Source organism: Chitinophaga flava (assembly GCF_003308995.1).
Classification (GTDB): Bacteria; Bacteroidota; Bacteroidia; order Chitinophagales; family Chitinophagaceae; genus Chitinophaga; species Chitinophaga flava.
In genome coordinates this window covers 1,805,248-1,826,061 of record NZ_QFFJ01000001.1, presented here as the reverse complement: position 1 = coordinate 1,826,061, position 20,814 = coordinate 1,805,248, and the positions used below count along the sequence as shown (strand labels likewise).

Here is a 20,814-nt window from a genome sequence, read left to right as displayed (position 1 = left end):
AATATACAATTCCCCAAATACAAAAAAGTTTTCAAATCTGATGACTTGAAGGCTTTCTAAATCCTTGAGAGAATCAGGGAGTACAATTGAACTCTTCATCTCACCGTTAAATTTTCTTAATTGTATTACTTGACTGTTAATTGTTTGAAAAGTAAAACGCTAATAATTTGCAATACAATTAAAATAGTATTATAAAAACGATAAAATAATACATTTATTGACACATTTACATTCTTTATAAAGTTAAAATGGCCGATACACTTGCGAACATAATACCAATAACTTTTTCTGTGTCTTTTACATTTAGTAGGTATATCATTCCGTCATCATTTTGATGAAGAATTTGGTTTCGTAGCACAAAAGCAAAATATATAAGCATAGCTTTAAATTTCACATCGTTGTTATCCTTCGCGGCCAGTTCTAATTCATTAAGATAAGTAACAAAGTGATTGTTAAATTGTGAAACGCTTTTCACTTTATATGTAGTGGACAAATTTTGGGAAGGACCATATATATAGTTCCAAACATCCAAATTTATTTTTTTTAAATCGTTGGTCAAAATACCACCCAAAGTCTGTTCTTTAGATTGGTAGTTATTCTTAAATACGGATTCACATAAAACAGATAGAGAATGGATTAGTTCTTGCCCCTGAATTTTATTTGTCACTAAATTATCCCCCAATCTTAGATTTTTTAAGATTTTTGTACTTTTAAGACTACAGGATAAAAAGTGGAAAAGGTCAGCATTGTTCCTCAATTTTTTGAAGTAGTCGTCAAATGGGAGCAGAAGTTTGAATTGAAAATAGATGAATTCGTTTTTATGATACCCTTCTGAAGCCGGGTTGTAAAGGGGGGGGAATGTCTCGCGAAAGCGACCAATTAAATCCTTACCCTGTGTATTTTTTTTGTTCTTCTTAGCAAGTTCTTCTTCGCTTAGCTCCCAATATTTCAGTCCATTATCATAATCATTGTGCGCGCTTGCTAAAAGCGCTTGAATAAAATATAAATCATGTTTATTAACTTTTATTTGATTTTCATTTTCATAGCTAAGGATCTTCTTTTCAATAGAATCACTTACTCCCTTTACTACGGAATGAAGAAATGAAGACTCTGTAAGGGATAATGCATAGACATCAGCTAATGGAATAAACAGATTATCATCCTCCTCAAGTCGATCATTAGAATTGCCTCTATTACTAAGTAACTCCTCAAATTTAGAAATCACTTCATCATTTAATTTTTTGGTCAAATTAGAGATTTCATTTACTTCTCTCTTGAAGTATTTAGGCTTACGAATTTTGTGTTTTTGTTTCACTGACGTTGAGGCTTGAGGAGATTGGAGGTTGGTTTGGGTCGTTGACATAAAATTCAAAAAATAATTATTGTTAAAATAACACAAGTTATAAAAAAACAACAAACTTTATTTTTAGTTTAATTGCAATGGTCTAAGCATCGATGAACAAAAGCTTATCTCTTATAGAACAAGAGGATCGCCTTAAGACTATAAAATTATTGCGGCGGAATGGCATTCAGGTAAATAAAGAAAAAGTTGAAATAATATTGAATTTCCTTTATCTCATTGCAAAGACATATAAAGCTCAAAAACTAAATAGTATCATTTAGTATCATTGATGAAGCAAAACGTGATGATTGATAACAGTGGTCAGGAGTTTCCAATTCATAAGTGCTATAAAGTACCCTTCGGTCCTCTAGAAAGTTTATAGCTTCTCGAGCGAGTTCAATGTCCGACTTTGAAGGCGACCGCGATACGCCAAAGATAGGGAAACTTATACCTGTAATTTTGCTGGCAATTTCTTTGATGTCATGGGGGCAATTGGGATTTCTAAATTCCAAACTTTTCAACTTGATCCAAAATTGGTTATAACCTAGACGAATATAGTAAATAAAGGCAAAAAGAAAGATCCAAATGGAAATATTTGATTCCATTTGGCTCTAATCGAAAAGTGCGGACTGGACGGGACTCGAACCCGCGACCTCCGCCGTGACAGGGCGGCATTCTAACCAACTGAACTACCAATCCGTTTCCCTTAAGGGAGCGCAAAGATAAAGATTTACTTCTCTAATTTCCAAGAGGATTGACATTTTTTTTCTGATAATGTTGTTTTTTCACCGGCAAAGGTATTTTTGTAGTAACGCATAAGCCATAACGGATGTATCAGAAATATCATAGAACCCGTATTGCGCCTACTCCCAGCGGTTATCTGCATCTGGGAAATGTACTTTCTTTTGCGCTCACTGCCACCCTGGCTCGCCGTCATGAGGCGCGGATACTGCTTCGGATTGATGATCTGGACCAGCCAAGGGTTCGCCCTGAATATGTACAGGATATCTTTGACACGCTGGATTATCTGGAAATACCCTGGCAGGAAGGCCCTCGTAATACGCAGGAGTTTGTGCGGGATTATTCACAGCTGCATCGGGTGGAAGTATACCGGCAGGCATTGGAATCTTTGAAAGAGCAGGGCAGGCTCTTTGCGTGCAACTGCTCCCGGTCTGGTTTACAGGCAAAAAATGCGGCATATAACGGAGGCTGTCAGATAAGGACTTTACCCTGGGATAGCCAGGATGTTTGCTGGCGGGTATATACAGATGATCATCAGCCATTATCACTGAAGACTTATGGCGGCGTATTGGCTGCTAGCCTGCCATCAGACCAGCAATATTTTGTGGTGCGGAAAAAAGACGGTCATGCAGCCTATCAACTGGCTTCCTTAGTAGATGATGATTATTTTAAAGTGGATCTGATTGTGAGAGGAGAAGACCTCTGGGCTTCTACGCTGGCCCAGCTGCATCTGGCCAGACTGGCAGGTATCCACCGCTTTGCCGACGCTACTTTTTTTCATCATACCCTGCTCATGGAAGGCCCCCAAAAGAAACTGTCAAAGTCGGAAGGTGCTACTTCTGTACGTTATCTCAGGAAAGAAGGAAAAACCAGAAGCCAGATTTATACCCTCATTGCAAATATGTTGGGGGTGGAAGCACCAGTGACCGGTTGGGAAGAATTGGGTAATATCCTGTTGGACCGGCAGCTGGCTTTCCGGCAGTAAGAACAGCTTTTAAGCTACTCCCTATATCCTAACGGATTTGTCCATGTAATATCCTTTATCGTCCATGTTCTGTTATTCTTCTGTTCAATAGCTTTGTTCAATCAAAATCAATAGAAGAATAAAAGAATAATACAATGAAATCCTTAAAAATTCACCTGTTTATCCTTGGCATCCTACTCGCAGGATCAGCTACAGCCCAGCACAAAAAAACATTTCAATGGATAGGTGGACCTACCTACGTATTACAGCTGGGGAACTTTAAAATATTGACAGATCCGATGTTTAGCCCGAAGGGTGATTCGGCATTTATGATTAAAAAGCATCCTTCCACCGGAATGGCTAATGCATATATTCAGCGTTATATTGCACCGGCGGCATTTGATACGGCCAATATAGACATCCTGCTGGTAAGCCATCCACACGCGGATCACTTTGACCAGCAAGCCAGGAATGCCCTCAATAAACAACTGAACGTGGTCGTTCCCGGTGCCAATACATCCACTTTACAAGGTTGGGGCTTTACACATCTCAGAGGACTCAACTGGGGGGATACTACAGAATTTAAAAAAGGGAATGAAACCTTGCGCATCATAGCCGTAGAAGCGATGCATGCCAAAGATGATCCATTAAAAACAGAGTTGGGAAAAGGAAATGGTTACATCATTGAATACACTGTAAACCACAGGGTATATCGGATATATTGGACAGGAGATACAGTTTGGTTTGATGATATGCAGCAATATACCCGTTATGGAAAAATCAACCTGTTTATCCCGGATATGGGTGCTGTGGGCTCTGATGGCCACATCGGACGTCGTGGATTAAATTCACAGGATTGTTTGAAAATAATAGAAACACTGCATCCTGATCTGATTGCACCAGTACATCATTCTACTTTTTCCATGTACATAGAGCCTATTGCTAAGCTGCAGCAGACATTGGATACTACATCATATAGAAAGAAGTTAAGGATCGTTCCTGCCGGAGGAGTAGTGGTATTGTAAAAGAGTAACACCGGAAATGATAAAAATAAAAAGCCTTCAGGTAAAACCTGAAGGCTTTTTTGATCCGCTTATATCGATCGTTAGTTTAGAGACTCATTTTTACGTATATGCGTTGGGTTTAACAATCAGGCTGAAAGGCTGGCTACTCACTTCGGGTTGAATCGTTTTGCTTTTGGCGGGCATCACGTGTATTCTTCTGTACAGCAATAACGGCAAACAGACTTAAAGTATAAGAAATGGCATAAAACCCTTTTTCACTCTTCGTAATACTGGCATTCCATAAACCAACTGTTAACAATACGATCGACAGCAATGTGGAAAACCAGGACAAGCCATAGTAAATATTCGTAACCGGTATATTCTCCAACTGATCTCGTACAGATTTTTGTACAGATACCGCAGCAAAAAGTCCAAACATCAATACCGTGAAATAATATCCCTTTTCGTTCAGGGCCATCTCTACATTCGATAAACCAATGATAAAAGATGCCAGGCCCACAATTAAGGCTAGCCAGGAAGCACCTACGAAGGCGGCAGATGGTTGTTGCTGATTTCTTTGTTCCATAGAGGTAAGTTTAATGCAACAAAGCTACCAGTAGCCAATGGCGAAACTTTTGACAATAGTCAAAAATCAGCTTTGTAATTGTTAAAACCGGCTACGGACACGGCTAAGTGTTTCCTGTGAAATCCCCAGATAAGAGGCTATATATCCCAGCGGCACCTTCTCAACGATATGCGGAGACTGCTCCAGTAACTGCTCGTAACGTTCTGCTGCCGTTTTGAAATGGGCGTTTACAAAACGTTCTTCCAGCCGTATATAATACCGCTCATACGCCAAACGTACCAGGCGCTCCAGCTCATGGTGTTTGTCCATCAGACTGGTGAGCGATTCCTTGGAAATAGCCCACAGGATAGTTCCGTTCATGGGCTGTATATTCTCTACCGCTGGTTGCCCGGTTATGAAACTATGAAAAGAAGTGACAAAGTCATTTTCAAAACTAAACCAGTGTGTTATTTCCTTTCCATCCTGATGATAAAAGCCACGTAAACTACCGGCTTCCACAAAGTAAAGATGTCTGCACACCCTTCCTTCTGTAATCAGCATTTCATTCTTGGGTAATATCGTTTGTTTAATACATGCTCGTAGATCATCAAGTGCTTTGTCTCCTATATGATGGATTTGTGTTAGTTGCGCTAGTAGACGTTCCATACGGTTAGATATTGGCTAATCACACTGTCCTGCAGATCTTAGCCTGGTTAGCAAAAAACCTGAAAAATAGCTAATTAAACATTGATTTCAATAATAGCTCCCTCCGGTTGGACAATTTAACAGGGTAAAGTATCATAGTGTCAATAGTAGACAAATTCAATTTTATCTACATAAAAATTATAAAAAACACTACTTATTTAAGAACCAATTATTTCCGTTAATCCCAAATTACACTGCAGAAATACCGCATACTTCCCGGGGATCTTCCAATCAGCAATATTGCTATGGTTCCTAAAAATTGTTTTATGGAAGTAACTGCATTTTCAACCACCCAGCCTATTACAACCACCCAGGCCGCGGAGATCCTGGAAACACGTACCATGATTACAGATCAGCTTCGTTCTGCCACACTGAATGCTGCAAAGCAATTGGGTACCACTCATGAGCATTATGTACAGGGACAACAAAATGCATTTCTGTTCGACCTGCAACAGCTGATAGAGATGGCTAAAAATGCTGAATATCTGATGGTGGTAATGGGCGCCCATCCGGAAAACGATGGCGGATTTAAAAAAGGGGATCCCACTGTAATGCTGGTTCCCTGTAACCACGAAAATATTAAAGAACAGGATGCTTCCGGCAGAACTATAAAAATGTCGTTTCCTGATACAGGAGACGATGACCCTATCGGATTAGAACATCCTCCTATTTTTACAATATGGGGATTTGAATTTTAGTAGCTGATTACTAGCGGCTAGCTGCCAGTAGCTAGCCGCTAACTTTATTAATCTTTATATTACATCACGTTTCCCAATCAGATAGTCGTTTTGACGAAGGTTTGTTGAAACGACTACTGTAAGTATGAAAAAAACTGGCATATTGGAGTCCCCGGCTTCAGAAGAGAATGATGAACTACTGCTAAAATGTTTTAAAGATCATTTCAATTTCACGATTGATGATTTGTCATCGATCAGAACGCACTTTAATTTTTATAACAAGAAGAAAAAGGACTTCCTCGTCAGGGAAGGGTATACCTCAACCAATTATTTTCTCATTCTTGAGGGCTATGTTCGTGTATTCTACAGGACAGAGAATGGTGAAGAAGTGACCATCGATATGCTGAGCAAAGGAGAGTTTGCATCATCTATGTATAGTATATTAAAAGGCGCCCCTTCTTTTGAGGATATTCAATGTTTAACAGATTGCCTCGTTTGTAAAATATCAGAAGCCTCTTTCGAAGCTTTGGCTGCTGAAAATCCTGCATGGATTCAATTAGGTATGAGAAGCCTTAAGGCCGCACTGCTGAAAAAAGAAGAAAGAATATTGACTTTTGGGAAACTACAAGGAAAAGAACGTTATATGAAGTTAATGGCAGAAAGACCTGATATTATTAAAAATGTGCCGCTTCAGTACATAGCCTCCTATATTGGTGTTAAACCCGAATCCCTAAGCCGGATAAGAAGATAGTATATAATAAAATAACAATTGTTATTTTAATTGCTTTTGATTGCTGTGATTTTTGTGTGGCAATAAAATTACAGCAATGATAGAATTCAATAGAAACACTCCTGCCGGCACTGTATCCTATTTCCGTCATTGTATCAAAACGGGTGATGTTAAAGGAGCCATGAGTTGTTTTGATGTTCAGGGAGTGTACATAGATAGGACTGGTGAAGAAATCAGAGGGCTACCACAAATTGAACAGGCAATTGGACATCTGTGTACATGGAGGCCAGACATAAAAGGTGGCCGGCCACATTTAACTATACTCGATGATATAGCGATTTGGCTGGATAAATGGGAAATGACAGGTAAAACACCAGATGGCAATATCATTAGCATGAATGGTCATACAACTTGTCTGCTGAAAAGAGATGAAACAGGCATTTGGTTGTGGTTGGTGGATAATCCTTTTGGTACGGCAGTACTGGAAGTCTGATTGGGAGCTATTCTCAGCTAATCAACCCGACCTCAAAAAAAGCCCTCAAATCGGGAGATTTGGGGGCTTAGTGCTTGTGGGGCGAAGGTGATGTTTAGTTTACAGGTTCATAGGTAAGTTGTACAACACCTGATTTAAACACATTGGTTTCAGTCAACTTTAAACCTATTCGTTCCTTTATGTCTTCAAATAGTGGTTTACCGGTTCCCAAAACTATCGGATGTACCGATACTTTATATACGTCGATAAGGCCTGATTGTATAAACGTCTTGATAAGACTTGCTCCACCATATAGCCAGATATCTTTGCCTCCTTGTCGTTTTATTTCAGCAACCTGATTAACAATGTCGGAGCTTATGAATGTAGCCTTACCATCTTGCCTGTTTTGCCTCGAAAAGACAAATTTTTTCTTTGAGTGTATTCCTTGCCACATCTCTTTTTCAGCCGGACTGGTAGTTGTGTCTGGCTGGAAATTTCCCCAGGCGTCATAACTTACCCTACCGTAAAATATGGTGTCGATGCTGGATATAAAACTACCAAAATCCATATCATCATCCATAATGCACCAATCAACTTCCCCATTTGGCCCCTCAATAAATCCGTCTAAGGTAACAGCCAGGTTCAAAATTATTTTTTTCATTTAAAAGACTTTTTACAAAAATAAATACCGGTCTTGTTTCTCTTTTGGAAAAAGGCGACAAAATTAAAATTGAGCAGGAGTAAGGCCTGTATGCCGTTTTACTTCATTCGTAAGATGTGCCTGATCATAAAAGCCACATTCAAAAGCTATATCTGATAAGCTTTTCTTTCTTATGTTGTTCATCATGGAAAGTACTGACTGGAAGCGAATAATCTTTACATATTCCTTAGGTGTTAAACCGACATGAGTTTTAAAAATCCGTTCCAATTGCCTGACAGTTGTAAAATTCCTTTTAGAAATTTCACGGATGCTTACATTCCCTTTAGAAATATGAATGTCGTTCAGAACAGCCTGAAGCGGCTGGTTGATACTTCCTTTCCTATCCAGAAAATATTTATTGAGGTAAGCGTAAGAATCTTTATTTATTTTCCCAATATCAAATGAGTGGGGCAAATCAAATTCAACAGTATGATTAGTCAATTCATTTTGTGGAGCATAGTTGTAAAAAGACGAAAACACAGCTGGTTTGAGACACACGCCTAACAGATGGGTGTTCCTGTCAATAAAACTATCCTTAAAAGTGGTCATTGCTCCTACGATGTATGTTTTGCCATAATCCATAGTAGCCAGGCCATTATCCGTTTTGCAGGGTTCCCCTAAATTTATAACTATCCCGGGACACCCATCAGGAAATATTCGCTCCCATTGGCCGTCGCTATCATCGCCTTTTAATTCCCAAAAAGAATGGATATAGGGTGCTAATTCCTGGCAAGGTTTGGTCCCATTATGTTTCATGACTAATACTAAATTGTTATTTATAATCTGGTTATAGAGCCAAATAAGACTACCGCAATATCCCGAAAATAAAAAGTATCAGGAATATATCCGAAAGGTTTTGTCTCCTAAATAGCATCTGCTAAAAGATGAAGGGTATAAAATGAGGCAACCGCAGCCCCAATAAATATTATAATTATATTCCACCACCGTATTCTGATAATAATGTTGAATTCTCTCCTCGTTTTGTCGTACTGAAAATAAGTGATCGACAACATATTGAGAATAATACCAAGAAAAGGAAAGCCGGTGAGAAATATAAAAAAAAGCAAAGCTTTCCAGTAGACCGGAAGTGATGAGGTTCCTGTGGCTATCCAGCCGGTCAGCCGTGGACCTAAATTAAACAGGTGTTGAATAAAAAAAAGCGAGATAAGTAAAAATGGAAACACGATCAATAGGGCTCCTATCCAGGAAGAACGTCTGGAATTCAGGAGGGCAAATTTGAGGGTGTCCTTTTGGGCCGGTAGAGGAGGCGTCGGCTTTTCCATGTTGTGCAGATAGTTTTCGAATTGTTGTTCGTCCATAATGATCCCAATTACGGGTGTTTATAATTGTGAAAAATAAAATATGGTTGCAAGTTTAAAGGGATTGCCTAAGTCGGTCTATTCCTCGTGAAATCAGTGATTTTATGGTGCCTTCTTTTTTCCCCATTATCTCACTAATCTCCTTAATGCTCATCTCTTCAAAGTATTTTAGTGCAATTACCTTCTGATAATCAGGCGGCAAAGATTGGAGCAGCTGTTGCACCCTTTTAAAGTCTTCCGTCATATAGATCCTGGAAATGGTATCATTCGTCTCATCACTAAAATGTTTATACCCGGACGTATTTTCAACTGCTCCTAATTCTGTCAGTGAGGTGGAAGTATATTTTTTACTTCTGAAATACTGATTCAATTCGTTGGTAGCAATTTTAAAAAACCAGGAAGACACAGAGATGCCCTTCCATTGGAAGGAGTTGATCTTTGTGAATGCTTTCATAAAAGTTTCAGCAGCAATATCACATGCGATTACATAATCGCCTGTAATTCGAAATGCGTAGTTGAAAATTTTTGAATAATACTGATCGTATAATTCACCGAAAGCATTTGGGTCGGATTTCGCCTGTTCAACGAGTTGCTGTTCCGTTTTCAAACATTAGAATTTATATTATAATGAATGCACCTGAAAAAGGTTGCACTGTTAATAAAACAAATTTGGAATCGAGTTACTAAAGATATTCAGGGAAGATGATGTTGTATGATAATTTGGATGAGCTATTGTAATTAGGCCGGGCTGCCCTGACACATATCGAACCGGAAGTAAAGGAAGCCTTCGTGTTAATGGCAAGCTTGTGTGGCATTCTATCTCAAACGAAAAAGGGACAAATCATACCGATGATGATTTGTCCCTTTTTGCGGACTGGACGGGACTCGAACCCGCGACCTCCGCCGTGACAGGGCGGCATTCTAACCAACTGAACTACCAATCCTCAACATGGGTGGGCTTTTGAGCCGTTCCGTTGTTCCCGTTTGGGGTTGCAAATATAGAAATATTTATTTCAATCTGCCAAATTATTATACGAATTTTTTTAAATAAATGTCTATTCGCTTGCTGGTGGCGGATTTAAGCCGTCTTTATATTCCAGCAATGCCAGTCGTGCATAGTGGTCTGCCAGCCGGGTGGTTTCCGGAAGGCGGTATTGAGTAGCCATTTTCAGCACTATATCGGTGGCGGTGGCCAGGGATACCTTATGACCGCAGGAAACAAATACCGGATTAATACCGGGTTGTGTACGCAGGGCATTACCTATCAATGCCTGGTCTTCTTCGGCAATCAGCGGTGCAATGCTGCCCCTGGGTTCTGCGAGTTGTTCATAATGTCCACATAAACGGGTTTTTCCACAGCCTATAACAGGTTTGTCCAGTGTCACCCCAAAGTGGCAGGCCAGCCCGAAACGGCGCTGATGGGCCAGTCCCTGGCCGTCACAGATGATCAGGTCGGGCTGAATCTTCAGTTTATGATAGGCTTCTAATAGAGGCGGCATCTCCCGGAAAGAGAAAAGCCCGGGGATATAGGGAAAACTAACTTCCATACAATGAGAGGCTACATCCAGTACCTCCAGCGTGTTGTAGTCCAGTACCACCACACTGCCGGCGATCAGGTTGCTGGATTTATCATATTCTACATCTGTCCCGGCGATTGTACGGATAGGGGATGGGAGCTCATCGGTGGTGATAACCTGCGCCCGGAGTGTTTCCTGCAGAGCAATGGCGGCTGCTTCTGTGATCATATAGGGGATCGTTTTGGGGCACAATATTAGTGATTAAATCGGGTGGGTAAACAAACTATGTTTTCTTATAAAAAAACACGCTTATGGCACTTTGTTCTCATCTGCAAGCTATTACCAGTATCAAAACCCCCAAAGCATATGTGTGCGAAGAATGTATCAAACACGACGGCGTCTGGGTACATCTGCGCACCTGCCAGACCTGTGGCGCCACCCTTTGTTGCGATGATTCTCCCGCCAGGCACATGACGCAGCATTACCATCTGACGGACCATCCTGTTATCGCTTCGGCAGAACCAGGTGAACAATGGCTCTGGTGTTATAAAGATGATGTCTTCGCGGAATATTAGTATACCTTTCTGTTGAAATGATTAATAACGGTAGCTATTTTAACATACACAGGAGTCAGGCCCTTAGCGTGTATGCTAATGTACTGGATGCCGTTATTCTTAGTCGCCAGCACTAATAGATGCTCATAATGTTTGTGAAGGTTTCTTTCCACAATATACGTGGCATCAATATTATCCCAGGAGTAAAAATCTGCCTTGTAACTGATGCCCCTGGCGTCGATTTGTATCCCGGGGTTCAGGAAAAGAGAACATTTCCTGGTAAGAAGAGTCAGGACTACTGCCACTAACACCATGCCTGTTAGCAGCAATGGTATAAACTCCTCAATGACGGATGAGGCTATTTTAAAGGTGAGGACGATTAAAAAGAAGTAAACGAATATCAGCACATTAGCAGAAGAATCAGGAAATACATACCGGTCTTTATCCAGTGTCATCATAAAAGTGCGCAGCGATTTATCAGTAGTACTTCGTATACGGATGGTTCCCTTTTTATTCAGAGGATGTCCGGATTCGTAGGCATAGATCCTGGGATAACCGGGTAAGAGTTCGGGTTGATCGGGTTGAATAATAGGCATTGGGTGGCGGAAAGATTTGACAGCGAATATAATTTAATTCCCGAAAGTTACTGCTGTCCTCACGTCAATGGCTACACTGGTTGGATATTATTGCCTCCGGCCTGTCTGAAAAGCAGGCCGGAGGCGATAATATTTTATTTTTTCTGCGGGATTTTGCAAAGCATGTCTGAATGGATATCTAACCCGATATTGGTCATATTGTACAGGTGCTCACTGGCAACCAGCCATACGATCTCACAGATCTCTCTTTCAGAATAGTATAAGGCCAGCCGGGCAAAGGTACCCGGATCTACTTTTTTATCTACTGTCAGTTCGGTTGCATAGTCCAGCAATGCTTTTTCGGCCTGCGTGAAAAGCGGACTAGTACTGTATTCTGCCAGTGCGTCTATTTTTGCATCGTTCATGGAAGTTTCCAACGCTTTATAACGGGCAATATCTATGCAAAAAAGGCAGATGTTCAGTCTGGCTACATGCTGACGCACCAGCATGACGGTTTCCATTGATAAACTCAGCTTTTTATCCAGTTGGCTCACTTTATTGTAAAACATGCCAAATGACAAAGGAAGCCGCGCGGCATGTACCTTCAGCGGGGTCAGCACTTTACCGAACTGTTTACGGGTTAAAAAATAAACAAGCTTCATTATCAGTCCTTTAGGATGCTCAATAGGAGGAAGAAAAGTATTCATGTCAATTGATTTATGGTGAATGTTATACCCTTATGTCAACTGAATTATTTCAAATAGGACAGGAATGGGAAAAATTTTTCAGAAAGAAGGAAAGTGTCTACCATCTTGGGTTTGGAAAATTGTATATAGGTAAAAAGGAGAGATGTTAAAAGTTGAATTTTTAGGGGAAGAAGGAATCAGAGTGAATGGGGTATTGGATAAAGAGGCGGGTTATAATGATCATGTATCGGGTACTTTCAGTAACCCCAAAGTAATTGATTTACTCTCGGAATATTCATTTGAAGAGCTGGCAAGCCATTTCAACGATTTTTTTATTGAGAAAGCTGTGGATGTTGATAGTGGAAAACAGACGGTTTCCTATTATATATACCTTGGGGAAACTGTCATAAGGAAAACTCCTCTCAAAAATCTCCATATTAGTATAGATTTTGATTTTGAAGCCTCTCTTTGGGCCAAGCCCTGGAGTGTGCTTGATTTTTCGTCGGTGTTCGCCAGTGTGTTAGAAAAACTTAAAACAAAATATTGCTATTATCAAAGTGACACTGACGATCCCTTCGATGGATTTGGGATTAAATATGATGTAGAGGAGAAGGAAATGAACTTAGGTATTTGCCTGGCAGAGATGACAGAAACCATGCAGTCAGCATGGAATAAAACAGAAGAAATCCTCCAAAGCAAACTGGACAAAGACAAACTCATCACCTATTTCCATTTCCCTTCCTCCGTTAAAACCGCCTGCAAACAATATCTCATTTACTTCACGCAATTTCTCTCTGATCTGGGTATCGAAGCAGAAACAGAAATTGAAGAGAAGGGAGGTACTACGATGTTAAAAGTAATTCCGGAAAACAAAGAAGAAGCATTGTCACAGATCCGCGAAGCGCTGGCGGTATACCTCGCCATTCCTGGTTCACAGGAATTCGACGAATTATCCGGAAATATGTATGATATCAGCCTGGCACAGTTACGTGCCAATGTGCTGCATTTAAAATCGCAATGGGAAATGGCCAAAGCGCTGCTGCAAATGAAAGACGCTACCATCGGGCAGCTACAACTCTGCAATTATCAGTACAAACAACTCCTGGACGGCCATGCTATGACCCCAAAGACGGCTGAAGAAGAAGATCTCATTGAAGGTGTTTTAACCGTTACCAAATACAAAGGTGATGCCTTTACCATCAATCTCCCCGAGATACTGAGGAAAATAAAAAGGAAACTCAAATAACCAGCTCCGTTTTAAATTTTTGTATCTTGCTCTTCAATGTAGTTTTTTTGATTGTCAATTGAATAAATTTGCTAACCCCCATTAGGTACCAGTCTTAACTAGCCAACTGAAATCCTGATGGAAAATTTTGATCATACCCTGAAATGAAAAATATCGAAACCGTCAGTCCATTCGACATTGAAACCAGCAAAACAGCATCGGGAACAATTACGGTGTTAACAGCCGCAGTTGAGTTATCTCATAGTGGCAACCTCTCCCTCGATGGGCAATCCCTCATCGGCATTTATGTTTATAACAGCCGTTCTTATAATCTGGTGTACACCTTCATCGATGCAGATGGACAGGTGGTAAACAGCTATAAGGAAGATGACGGCATCTTGCCCCGGTTTTTTACAAGTCCCGCAGGTAAAGGTTATGTCTCTGTAATACCATACGATCCCGATAAGGAACTGGAAATCAGTATACCGCTGTTTGATAGGGAACACCTGGAAAAACCCAAGGGCAGCAAGCCTTTTATGGGCGATTTTAAAGGAGTGGTGAATAATGCCGTCGTGTTTTTTGATCTGGACAGCTTATCCGATAAGAAACCAGACAAAATGCTGGTCATCGGGTTTAAAGAGGAAGTGCTGAAGAAAAAGAACTACGTCAAAATTCCTCTTCCTGCTAAAAATAAAATGCACATCTCCAACCATGAAATACACCTGTTGGCCAGAGATAACGGTCAGTGGGTACATAGACAGGTAGATGAAAAAGGCAATGAAATAAAAACACGGGTTATCTCCACCAGCCAGACCTGGTTCCGGGAAATATTACAATTGTCGTTTAGTGGTACCGGTTATCTCCTGACCAATTCCGGCGGCCAGCTGGAAATAATAACCCTGGATATGGATGGCTCGGTGAAGAAGGAGCTGCTGTTTGATCTGGGAGATGAATTATACAACACCTGGAGGCCGGTACAGATCGGTGACGGCACCTGTGTTGTCAGGTTTAATACAGGGGCGGGCAACGGGTGGCTGGTACTCAAAAATGGTCAGCTGCTGGAGTTATTCTACAGCAAAGGTCAACAAGGGTATAAAAACCTCCTCACTGGTGAAATCATAGCAATGCCCGTTGATAACCTGATCCTTTCAGGGTTGAATAAAACCCGTGAAAATGCCTATGCTGTGGTGTTTTATCCCCGAACTGATAAATCAGAAAAGAATAAACGGTTAATTATATTAAACCGTGAATCGTCTCTCAAGTAGTGTATATGCAACAGGATGAACAAAGAAAAGCATTTGATGATTATTCCTATAAGCTGGTGGAGAAACTGTTCTCTCAGCATGAAGGAAAGCTGGACAAACTCTCTGAAAAAGAGCAGGAAGTAGTCAGGATCTGGCGACTGGAAGCAGATATGTATAACGGCGGTTTTTTACAGTATTTCTGCAACTGGGGCTATGATAATTTTCTCGAAACACAGAAGATATTACAACAGTTAGGCGCCGTTAAATGTCTTCAGATTATTACGGAGTATGAATCCACTATCGCCGTGGTGCAGGATGATGAAAGGCTGACGGCATTATGGGATATCCCCAAATACCTGGGAGACTATCTGACAGTAGAACAGGAGCAAAGGCTGGAGGAACTGGATAATCTATATTGGGATAATCCGGATGATCTGCAGTTATTATGTTACAATTATTATCTGAAACCAAATGAATAACAAAACAAAAGTATTAAGCATATTCCTGGGGCTGTGGGCTTCCTGGGCGGGAGCGCAGTCTAAAACAAACGACTATCTGAATATTCCGGGTCCGCTTCATTTGAACAATGCAAGTTATAGCCTGGTATGGTCTTCTCATCCCAACAACAACTACTACAAGCAGGAATATCTGACAGCAGGAGATAATCTGGAAAAATTCAAATCACTGGTAACAGTGGATTTTCTCAAAGGTGATTTCCAACCGCAAGACCTTGTAAATCAGAAGGTGGAGGAATTGAAAAAGATGAAAGCTGTTAATCCGGTGGTGAATTACAACATTTATGAAAAAGATAATCAGTACATACTCGATTTCCTGGTCAGCCAGAATGCTGCTGATGGAAATAGTATCCTGATTGTGGAGCGTAATGTATATCGTTACCAGTCTGTTAGTAATGGCAATACAAAAGGTGTGCTGCTGTTGGCTGCCAGCCAGCGGGCTTATGGAAAAGAGGTGGAAGCTTTCCTGAAAAAACTAAAGACAGATAAGCAGAAGCTGGTGGAGGCTGTAGCGGCGTATAAGCTGCCGGAACTGAATGTGAAATAAAGTTATTCAATGGCATCAAGGTCTGTTTTAAAAACCGCTGCATCATTTTCCAGTCCATTGTCCTGGCAGAAGTGGATCAGCTGTTTCAACCGTTGTACATTATCATAGCCAATGTTATAAAACAATTTTCGCTGACATTCGGAGCAAAGGCGGGCGGGAGTTTGATCGGTTTCATCCAGACTGTTGGTGCCATTCATTCTGCATTTTGCGTATATGCAATGGCGTAGTGACAGTATATGCCCAATTTCATGCGATGTAATTTTCATTAATCTTCTCAGACATAGTTTGAAGTTAGCAGTATCCAGCTGTTGGTTTTGTAACCGGTATATAGAAGTGATACCCACGCTATCGACATAGGAGGCTAGTCCGAATACATAATTCCAGTCATTTTGTGGATACAGGTCCTGGGCGCTGATGGCGTGCAGGGCAATACCGTCTTGGGGTATTTTGCCTTTGAGAAGGCTGTCCAGTAAATAGGGGGCCAGTAACTGCATATGACCGTCTTCTTCCTGGCGCATGGCAAACGAGGGAACGGTTTTGTCTGAAACAGGTGGCAGCAGCACTGTTTTTAACTGAAAGAAAATGGCGGTGTATTGCCGGGTGGCCAGTAATGCTTTTTGCTGAAGTTCGGTGAAATCGCCCACCGGCAGCAGGTAAAGCACCGACTTGTCTTGTGTTGGCTTTACCAGGCGACATTTTTTATAGGCTTCAAAAGTCTGTCCTTTCTCTTTGTGTCTGAAAAGCCATTCCCCTTCTCTGGGTTTACCCATTTTGATATCATTGGCTGCGATGGCGTCAAAGTAATGCATCGGATTTTTTTCTTTCCTGTTGTGGCAGGACAAAAAAGAAGATAGTAGCAGGAGCAGGATGGTTTTGGTGCAGATGATGGAGGGCCTGGAGAAGCGCATAGTGGTATAGGTGATCCGTAAAATAGCTTTAAAATAAGGATCTGCCGGGAATTTTTTAAAAGGTATTAAATCATCAGGGGATAAAAACAGAAAACCCGCTCACTGAGCGGGTTTTAACTAATTCTGCGGACTGGACGGGACTCGAACCCGCGACCTCCGCCGTGACAGGGCGGCATTCTAACCAACTGAACTACCAATCCTTCTTCAAAAAATCGCTATTGCCTAGCTATCTTTCTGTTTCCCAATCTGTTGTATTCCTCCGTTTTGGGATTGCAAAGATAGCAACAAAGTTCCCAATTAAGCAAATCTTTTTTAAAAAAAATTTTCAGCACTATCTTTACACCCGATCTTTAACCAATTAAACAAATTATGCAATTCCTGGATTTCGAAAAACCTATCGCGGATTTATATGACCAGCTGGCTAAGCTGAAGGAGAATGGTGAAAAATCCGGGGTGGATGTTTCTGCCACTGTGAAAGAATATGAGCAGAAAATTGAGGACACCCGTCTCAACATCTACACCCATCTCACTGCCTTCCAGCGTGTACAGCTCAGCCGTCATCCGGATAGGCCGTATACTTTGGCGTATATCGAAAAAATGTGCACCAACTTCGTGGAACTGCACGGCGACCGGAATGTGAAAGACGACAAAGCCATGGTAGGTGGCTTTGCTGACCTGGATGGAGAAACCGTGATGTTTATCGGTCAGCAGAAAGGCGTGAACACTAAAATGCGCCAGCTCAGGAACTTTGGTATGGCCAACCCTGAAGGTTACCGTAAGGCGCTTCGCCTCATGAAACTGGCGGAAAGATTCAACAAGCCTATTGTTACCCTCATCGATACTCCCGGCGCTTATCCGGGCCTGGAAGCTGAAGAAAGAGGACAGGCAGAAGCCATTGCCCGCAATATCTTCGAAATGGTGAAACTCCGTGTTCCGGTGATCTGCGTTATCATCGGTGAAGGTGCTTCCGGTGGCGCTTTAGGCATCGGTATCGGCGACAAGGTGGTAATGCTGGAAAACAGCTGGTATACTGTTATCTCTCCCGAAAACTGCTCCACCATCCTCTGGCGTAGCTGGAACTTCAAAGAGAAAGCGGCCGAAGAGCTCAAACTCACGCCTGACTACATGAAAAAATTCGGTCTGGTAGATGGTGTTGTCCGTGAACCGCTCGGTGGTGCCCACGTAAACCCCGATGAGATGGCCAGCATCCTCAAAACTTATATCAAAGAAACACTCGCAGAACTGAAGAAAATTGATCCCGATGTACGTATCGAACAAAGGATCGATAAGTTCTCTGGTATGGGCTTTTACGAAGAACACTAAAAAAAAATTTAGAGATCACGATAAAAAATTCGAATTTCGGCCTTCGGAATTCGAATTTTTATTTTTTTCCCGTAAACACAATATGGAACAGTTAAAAGGCACCGGGGTGGCATTGGTTACACCCTTTAAAGCAGATGAAAGCATAGACTGGAATGCTTTGGAAAAGCTGATCAATTATGTGATCGATGGCGGCGTAGACTACGTTGTGTCTTTAGGCACTACCGGCGAAACGCCCACTCTTTCTGCAGATGAAAAGCTGGATTTGATAAAATTCACTTTCGAAAAGGTGTCGAAGCGGGTGCCGGTGGTTGTTGGCATCGGCGATTATAATACCCGGGATGTGGTAAAAAGACTGGAAAAATGCCCACTGGATGAAGCGGCCGCTATCCTTAGCGTATCCCCTTACTACAGCAAACCTACCCAGGAAGGTATCATTCAGCACTATAAAACTATTGCTGCAGCTTCTCCCAAGCCAATCATTCTCTACAACGTACCCGGTCGTACAGGCCGCAACATGACCGCAGAAACCACGCTGCGTCTGGCGCACGAAGTGGAAAATATCATCGCTATGAAAGAAGCTTCCGGTGATATGGCACAGTGCATGCAGATCATTCGCGACAAACCGGAAGGTTTCCTCGTGCTCAGTGGGGATGATGCCCTCGCCCTCGCCCAGCTCGCCTGCGGCATGGACGGCGTGATCTCTGTGGCTGCTAACTACTTTGCAAAGGATTTCTCCGCTATGGTAAATGCTGCACTGGGGAATAATTTCCCTGCTGCCCGCGCACTGCACTACAAAATGCTGAAAGGTTTTGACCTGATGTTCTGCGAGAACAACCCTACTGGCATCAAAGCATTTCTGAGCCATGCCGGCATCATCGAAAATAAATTCCGCCTGCCGGTTTTACCTGCGGATGATGCAGTATATCAGCAGATAGGAGCGTATCTCAAACAATACTAAACAGATTATACAGACATAAAAAAAGAGCGAAGAATTTTTCTTCGCTCTTTTTTATGTGGTTAATAATGCTGTGTTATACGTAATAAGTGACGCCTTCTTCCGCGATATCTGTTGATGCAAATACAGGCCGTGTTTCTTCCAGGAAAGGCTGAAGGTCAGTGTATTTGGAGGAGAAATGACCTATCAGCAGTTTTTTGGCACCGGCTGCTGCGGCCAGGGAAGCGGCCTGCACGGTGGTGCTGTGAAAACGCTCTGCCGCCCGTGTTTCCAGGTCATGCAGATAGGTTGTCTCATGATAAACCAGATCGGCATCTTTCAGCCAGGGCAGCAGGCCGGTATCGTACAGGGTATCTGCACAATACACATACCGCTTGCCTTTTACGGGAGGCAGGGTCACCCAGTCGTTTTTAACGATGCTGCCGTCTTTACGGGTATAATCCGCTCCTTCCTGCAGTTTACCGTAGTAGGCAGCCGGAATCTCGTAGGCTTTGGCCTGCTCTGGTATTAGTTTCCGCTTTTTTTTCTGCATGCTGATGGAAAAACCAAAGCAGGAAATCCGGTGCTGGGTAGGAAAACAGCTCACGGTGAGGTCCTTGTCTTCCAGAATAACGCCGCTGTAGCCCGCCTGCAGCGGCACAAATGACAGTTCATACTGCAACATCGTGCCGGAGCAGTCCAGCTGCAGCTGGATGATAGGTTCCAGTTCCGGTGGGGCATAGATACTGAGTGGTTCGGTCCGCCCCATCAGGTTCAGGGTATTCAGCAAACCTATCAGTCCGAAATAGTGATCACCATGCAAATGGCTGATAAAAATGTACCGTAGTTTGGTACGTTTAATCCGGTATTTAGCGATCTGTAGCTGTGTTCCTTCTCCGCAATCCACCAATAATAATTGGTCGTCGCATGTGATGATCTGTGCGGTAGGGTGTCTGTCCAACGTGGGTATGGCAGAGTTGTTGCCTAATATTGTAACTGCAAACATAAAAGTAAAACGTTTGGCAGCCTGCTTCCTGCATTAACCGGCTTCTCCGGCTAAAAGCTGAAACAGGCAGCGCTTTATTAATCCATTCCGTCCAGAAGCTCTCTTTCCAGCTCTTCCATCATAATCAGGTCTATGGCTTCTGCCATGGTAGGTGCGATGTTGAGCATATCGCCACCTGCTTCCTTCAGCTCCTTTGTTAAAGCACTGTTAAGGCCAGTGATGGCGCAGGAACGGCTATTGTCATATATATGCTGGTATACTGTTAAAATGGCTTGAATGCCGGAATCGTCCATTTTTTCCACCAATTTCAAGTCCAGTATGAGATTGCGGGTGCTAAGCTCTGGCAGTGTGCTCAGGGTAGTAACAAACTGATCTGACAAATTAGCATCCAAAGCAGCTTCTTCAGGACAAAAAACAACAATTTTTTCTTTGGTATCAATTTTGAATTTCATGCGTTGGACGTTGTTTTATACATTTAGTAAAAAAATCAATTTAAAAAAGAGGGAAACCCAGCCTATTTAAAAACTAAATAAAAAGGAGATCAAAAACAAAAGCCGCTTT

General features: G+C 41.9%; 25 protein-coding genes and 3 tRNA genes. 12 read left to right on the top strand and 16 right to left on the bottom strand.

From position 1 onward, the window contains the following. Positions 1-235: 235 nt before the first annotated feature. Both DF182_RS07310 and DF182_RS07305 read right to left on the bottom strand, forming a co-directional pair. Positions 236-1,363: a hypothetical protein gene (locus tag DF182_RS07310; RefSeq protein WP_113614994.1), complete on the bottom strand. Its 1,128-nt coding sequence runs from the start codon at positions 1,361-1,363 to the stop codon at positions 236-238. A 604-nt stretch (positions 1,364-1,967) separates the two neighbouring features. Next, positions 1,968-2,041, bottom strand: a tRNA-Asp gene (locus DF182_RS07305). Positions 2,042-2,171: 130 nt separating this feature from the next. Between DF182_RS07305 and DF182_RS07300 the strand changes: the two genes are divergently transcribed. Then, positions 2,172-3,068, top strand: a complete 897-nt coding sequence (locus DF182_RS07300; protein WP_113614993.1) for a glutamate--tRNA ligase family protein — start codon at positions 2,172-2,174, stop codon at positions 3,066-3,068. Positions 3,069-3,202: 134 nt separating this feature from the next. Then, positions 3,203-4,072, top strand: a complete 870-nt coding sequence (locus tag DF182_RS07295) for an MBL fold metallo-hydrolase (RefSeq protein WP_113614992.1) — start codon at positions 3,203-3,205, stop codon at positions 4,070-4,072. A 142-nt stretch (positions 4,073-4,214) separates the two neighbouring features. On the opposite strand, the gene yiaA is transcribed toward DF182_RS07295, so the two are convergent. Next, positions 4,215-4,637 (bottom strand): inner membrane protein YiaA, encoded by a 423-nt coding sequence (gene yiaA, locus DF182_RS07290; protein WP_113614991.1) that lies wholly within the window; start codon positions 4,635-4,637, stop codon positions 4,215-4,217. Positions 4,638-4,718: 81 nt separating this feature from the next. Continuing rightward, positions 4,719-5,282: a Crp/Fnr family transcriptional regulator gene (locus DF182_RS07285; protein WP_211327072.1), complete on the bottom strand. Its 564-nt coding sequence runs from the start codon at positions 5,280-5,282 to the stop codon at positions 4,719-4,721. 305 nt (positions 5,283-5,587) lie between these two features. Between DF182_RS07285 and DF182_RS07280 the strand changes: the two genes are divergently transcribed. The 3 genes from DF182_RS07280 to DF182_RS07270 all read left to right on the top strand — a co-directional run bounded on the left by DF182_RS07280 (position 5,588) and on the right by DF182_RS07270 (position 7,221). After that, positions 5,588-6,019 (top strand): hypothetical protein, encoded by a 432-nt coding sequence (locus tag DF182_RS07280; RefSeq protein ID WP_113614989.1) that lies wholly within the window; start codon positions 5,588-5,590, stop codon positions 6,017-6,019. A gap of 124 nt (positions 6,020-6,143) precedes the next feature. Next, the gene (locus DF182_RS07275; RefSeq protein ID WP_113614988.1) at positions 6,144-6,749 is read left to right on the top strand and encodes a Crp/Fnr family transcriptional regulator; all 606 of its coding nucleotides are present in this window, start codon (positions 6,144-6,146) and stop codon (positions 6,747-6,749) included. A 76-nt stretch (positions 6,750-6,825) separates the two neighbouring features. After that, on the top strand, positions 6,826-7,221 hold the full coding sequence (locus DF182_RS07270) for a YybH family protein (RefSeq protein ID WP_113614987.1): 396 nt from the start codon (positions 6,826-6,828) through the stop codon (positions 7,219-7,221). Between the two features lie 94 nt (positions 7,222-7,315). Here DF182_RS07270 and DF182_RS07265 read toward each other — a convergent pair whose 3' ends face one another. The 6 genes from DF182_RS07265 to nfi all read right to left on the bottom strand — a co-directional run bounded on the left by DF182_RS07265 (position 7,316) and on the right by nfi (position 10,964). Beyond that, a complete protein-coding gene (locus DF182_RS07265) occupies positions 7,316-7,861 on the bottom strand; it encodes a dihydrofolate reductase family protein (protein ID WP_113614986.1) in 546 nt (181 codons plus the stop codon). A gap of 63 nt (positions 7,862-7,924) precedes the next feature. Further along, entirely contained in the window at positions 7,925-8,656 is a 732-nt protein-coding gene (locus DF182_RS07260) for a helix-turn-helix domain-containing protein (RefSeq protein ID WP_113614985.1), read from the bottom strand. Positions 8,657-8,763: 107 nt separating this feature from the next. Then, the gene (locus DF182_RS07255) at positions 8,764-9,219 is read right to left on the bottom strand and encodes a hypothetical protein (protein ID WP_113614984.1); all 456 of its coding nucleotides are present in this window, start codon (positions 9,217-9,219) and stop codon (positions 8,764-8,766) included. A 55-nt stretch (positions 9,220-9,274) separates the two neighbouring features. Further along, positions 9,275-9,826 (bottom strand): RNA polymerase sigma factor, encoded by a 552-nt coding sequence (locus tag DF182_RS07250; RefSeq protein WP_113614983.1) that lies wholly within the window; start codon positions 9,824-9,826, stop codon positions 9,275-9,277. A gap of 263 nt (positions 9,827-10,089) precedes the next feature. Next, positions 10,090-10,163 (bottom strand) — tRNA-Asp (locus DF182_RS07245). A 111-nt stretch (positions 10,164-10,274) separates the two neighbouring features. Continuing rightward, the gene (nfi, locus tag DF182_RS07240; protein ID WP_113614982.1) at positions 10,275-10,964 is read right to left on the bottom strand and encodes a deoxyribonuclease V; all 690 of its coding nucleotides are present in this window, start codon (positions 10,962-10,964) and stop codon (positions 10,275-10,277) included. Between the two features lie 83 nt (positions 10,965-11,047). On the opposite strand from nfi, the gene DF182_RS07235 reads away from it, so the two are divergent. Next, entirely contained in the window at positions 11,048-11,311 is a 264-nt protein-coding gene (locus DF182_RS07235; RefSeq protein ID WP_113614980.1) for a UBP-type zinc finger domain-containing protein, read from the top strand. On the opposite strand, the gene DF182_RS07230 is transcribed toward DF182_RS07235, so the two are convergent. Both DF182_RS07230 and DF182_RS07225 read right to left on the bottom strand, forming a co-directional pair. Continuing rightward, positions 11,308-11,886, bottom strand: coding sequence for a hypothetical protein (locus DF182_RS07230; RefSeq protein WP_113614979.1), 579 nt, complete (start codon positions 11,884-11,886; stop codon positions 11,308-11,310). The genes DF182_RS07235 and DF182_RS07230 overlap by 4 nt on opposite strands. Positions 11,887-12,020: 134 nt before the next feature. Continuing rightward, the gene (locus DF182_RS07225) at positions 12,021-12,572 is read right to left on the bottom strand and encodes a carboxymuconolactone decarboxylase family protein (RefSeq protein WP_113614978.1); all 552 of its coding nucleotides are present in this window, start codon (positions 12,570-12,572) and stop codon (positions 12,021-12,023) included. 142 nt (positions 12,573-12,714) lie between these two features. Here DF182_RS07225 and DF182_RS07220 point away from each other — a divergent pair, with 142 nt between their 5' ends. The 4 genes from DF182_RS07220 to DF182_RS07205 all read left to right on the top strand — a co-directional run bounded on the left by DF182_RS07220 (position 12,715) and on the right by DF182_RS07205 (position 16,082). After that, on the top strand, positions 12,715-13,797 hold the full coding sequence (locus DF182_RS07220; protein ID WP_113614977.1) for a hypothetical protein: 1,083 nt from the start codon (positions 12,715-12,717) through the stop codon (positions 13,795-13,797). A 143-nt stretch (positions 13,798-13,940) separates the two neighbouring features. Then, positions 13,941-15,041, top strand: coding sequence for a hypothetical protein (locus DF182_RS07215; RefSeq protein WP_113614976.1), 1,101 nt, complete (start codon positions 13,941-13,943; stop codon positions 15,039-15,041). A gap of 5 nt (positions 15,042-15,046) precedes the next feature. After that, complete coding sequence (locus DF182_RS07210) at positions 15,047-15,499, top strand: DMP19 family protein (RefSeq protein ID WP_113614975.1); 453 nt, start codon at positions 15,047-15,049, stop codon at positions 15,497-15,499. Beyond that, positions 15,492-16,082, top strand: a complete 591-nt coding sequence (locus DF182_RS07205) for a hypothetical protein (protein ID WP_113614974.1) — start codon at positions 15,492-15,494, stop codon at positions 16,080-16,082. The genes DF182_RS07210 and DF182_RS07205 overlap by 8 nt, the downstream gene beginning before the upstream one ends. A gap of 2 nt (positions 16,083-16,084) precedes the next feature. Here the strand turns inward: DF182_RS07205 and DF182_RS07200 are convergent, their stop codons facing one another. Then, positions 16,085-16,990 carry an archaemetzincin gene (locus DF182_RS07200; protein WP_113614972.1) on the bottom strand — a complete coding sequence of 302 codons (906 nt, stop codon included), beginning with the start codon at positions 16,988-16,990 and terminating at the stop codon, positions 16,085-16,087. Between the two features lie 126 nt (positions 16,991-17,116). After that, positions 17,117-17,190: transfer RNA gene (locus DF182_RS07195), tRNA-Asp, on the bottom strand. A 169-nt stretch (positions 17,191-17,359) separates the two neighbouring features. Here DF182_RS07195 and DF182_RS07190 point away from each other — a divergent pair. Beyond that, positions 17,360-18,313, top strand: a complete 954-nt coding sequence (locus DF182_RS07190; protein WP_211327071.1) for an acetyl-CoA carboxylase carboxyltransferase subunit alpha — start codon at positions 17,360-17,362, stop codon at positions 18,311-18,313. An 82-nt stretch (positions 18,314-18,395) separates the two neighbouring features. After that, positions 18,396-19,271 (top strand): 4-hydroxy-tetrahydrodipicolinate synthase, encoded by an 876-nt coding sequence (dapA, locus tag DF182_RS07185; RefSeq protein WP_113616801.1) that lies wholly within the window; start codon positions 18,396-18,398, stop codon positions 19,269-19,271. A 73-nt stretch (positions 19,272-19,344) separates the two neighbouring features. On the opposite strand, the gene DF182_RS07180 is transcribed toward dapA, so the two are convergent. Together DF182_RS07180 and DF182_RS07175 are read right to left on the bottom strand one after the other, a co-directional pair. Beyond that, complete coding sequence (locus DF182_RS07180) at positions 19,345-20,253, bottom strand: ribonuclease Z (protein WP_113614970.1); 909 nt, start codon at positions 20,251-20,253, stop codon at positions 19,345-19,347. Positions 20,254-20,330: 77 nt separating this feature from the next. Next, positions 20,331-20,705, bottom strand: a complete 375-nt coding sequence (locus DF182_RS07175; RefSeq protein ID WP_113614968.1) for an STAS domain-containing protein — start codon at positions 20,703-20,705, stop codon at positions 20,331-20,333. Positions 20,706-20,814: the final 109 nt, after the last annotated feature.

What these genes read in the sequence shown, in the direction of transcription:
- DF182_RS07310 (WP_113614994.1), bottom strand. Translation starts at nt 1,363, where the DNA reads ATGTCAACGACCCAAACCAACCTCCAATCTCCTCAAGCCTCAACGTCA.
- DF182_RS07300 (WP_113614993.1), top strand. Translation starts at nt 2,172, where the DNA reads ATGTATCAGAAATATCATAGAACCCGTATTGCGCCTACTCCCAGCGGT.
- DF182_RS07295 (WP_113614992.1), top strand. Translation starts at nt 3,203, where the DNA reads ATGAAATCCTTAAAAATTCACCTGTTTATCCTTGGCATCCTACTCGCA.
- yiaA (WP_113614991.1), bottom strand. Translation starts at nt 4,637, where the DNA reads ATGGAACAAAGAAATCAGCAACAACCATCTGCCGCCTTCGTAGGTGCT.
- DF182_RS07285 (WP_211327072.1), bottom strand. Translation starts at nt 5,282, where the DNA reads ATGGAACGTCTACTAGCGCAACTAACACAAATCCATCATATAGGAGAC.
- DF182_RS07280 (WP_113614989.1), top strand. Translation starts at nt 5,588, where the DNA reads ATGGAAGTAACTGCATTTTCAACCACCCAGCCTATTACAACCACCCAG.
- DF182_RS07275 (WP_113614988.1), top strand. Translation starts at nt 6,144, where the DNA reads ATGAAAAAAACTGGCATATTGGAGTCCCCGGCTTCAGAAGAGAATGAT.
- DF182_RS07270 (WP_113614987.1), top strand. Translation starts at nt 6,826, where the DNA reads ATGATAGAATTCAATAGAAACACTCCTGCCGGCACTGTATCCTATTTC.
- DF182_RS07265 (WP_113614986.1), bottom strand. Translation starts at nt 7,861, where the DNA reads ATGAAAAAAATAATTTTGAACCTGGCTGTTACCTTAGACGGATTTATT.
- DF182_RS07260 (WP_113614985.1), bottom strand. Translation starts at nt 8,656, where the DNA reads ATGAAACATAATGGGACCAAACCTTGCCAGGAATTAGCACCCTATATC.
- DF182_RS07255 (WP_113614984.1), bottom strand. Translation starts at nt 9,219, where the DNA reads ATGGACGAACAACAATTCGAAAACTATCTGCACAACATGGAAAAGCCG.
- nfi (WP_113614982.1), bottom strand. Translation starts at nt 10,964, where the DNA reads ATGATCACAGAAGCAGCCGCCATTGCTCTGCAGGAAACACTCCGGGCG.
- DF182_RS07235 (WP_113614980.1), top strand. Translation starts at nt 11,048, where the DNA reads ATGGCACTTTGTTCTCATCTGCAAGCTATTACCAGTATCAAAACCCCC.
- DF182_RS07230 (WP_113614979.1), bottom strand. Translation starts at nt 11,886, where the DNA reads ATGCCTATTATTCAACCCGATCAACCCGAACTCTTACCCGGTTATCCC.
- DF182_RS07225 (WP_113614978.1), bottom strand. Translation starts at nt 12,572, where the DNA reads ATGAATACTTTTCTTCCTCCTATTGAGCATCCTAAAGGACTGATAATG.
- DF182_RS07220 (WP_113614977.1), top strand. Translation starts at nt 12,715, where the DNA reads ATGTTAAAAGTTGAATTTTTAGGGGAAGAAGGAATCAGAGTGAATGGG.
- DF182_RS07215 (WP_113614976.1), top strand. Translation starts at nt 13,941, where the DNA reads ATGAAAAATATCGAAACCGTCAGTCCATTCGACATTGAAACCAGCAAA.
- DF182_RS07210 (WP_113614975.1), top strand. Translation starts at nt 15,047, where the DNA reads ATGCAACAGGATGAACAAAGAAAAGCATTTGATGATTATTCCTATAAG.
- DF182_RS07205 (WP_113614974.1), top strand. Translation starts at nt 15,492, where the DNA reads ATGAATAACAAAACAAAAGTATTAAGCATATTCCTGGGGCTGTGGGCT.
- DF182_RS07200 (WP_113614972.1), bottom strand. Translation starts at nt 16,990, where the DNA reads ATGCGCTTCTCCAGGCCCTCCATCATCTGCACCAAAACCATCCTGCTC.
- DF182_RS07190 (WP_211327071.1), top strand. Translation starts at nt 17,360, where the DNA reads ATGCAATTCCTGGATTTCGAAAAACCTATCGCGGATTTATATGACCAG.
- dapA (WP_113616801.1), top strand. Translation starts at nt 18,396, where the DNA reads ATGGAACAGTTAAAAGGCACCGGGGTGGCATTGGTTACACCCTTTAAA.
- DF182_RS07180 (WP_113614970.1), bottom strand. Translation starts at nt 20,253, where the DNA reads ATGTTTGCAGTTACAATATTAGGCAACAACTCTGCCATACCCACGTTG.
- DF182_RS07175 (WP_113614968.1), bottom strand. Translation starts at nt 20,705, where the DNA reads ATGAAATTCAAAATTGATACCAAAGAAAAAATTGTTGTTTTTTGTCCT.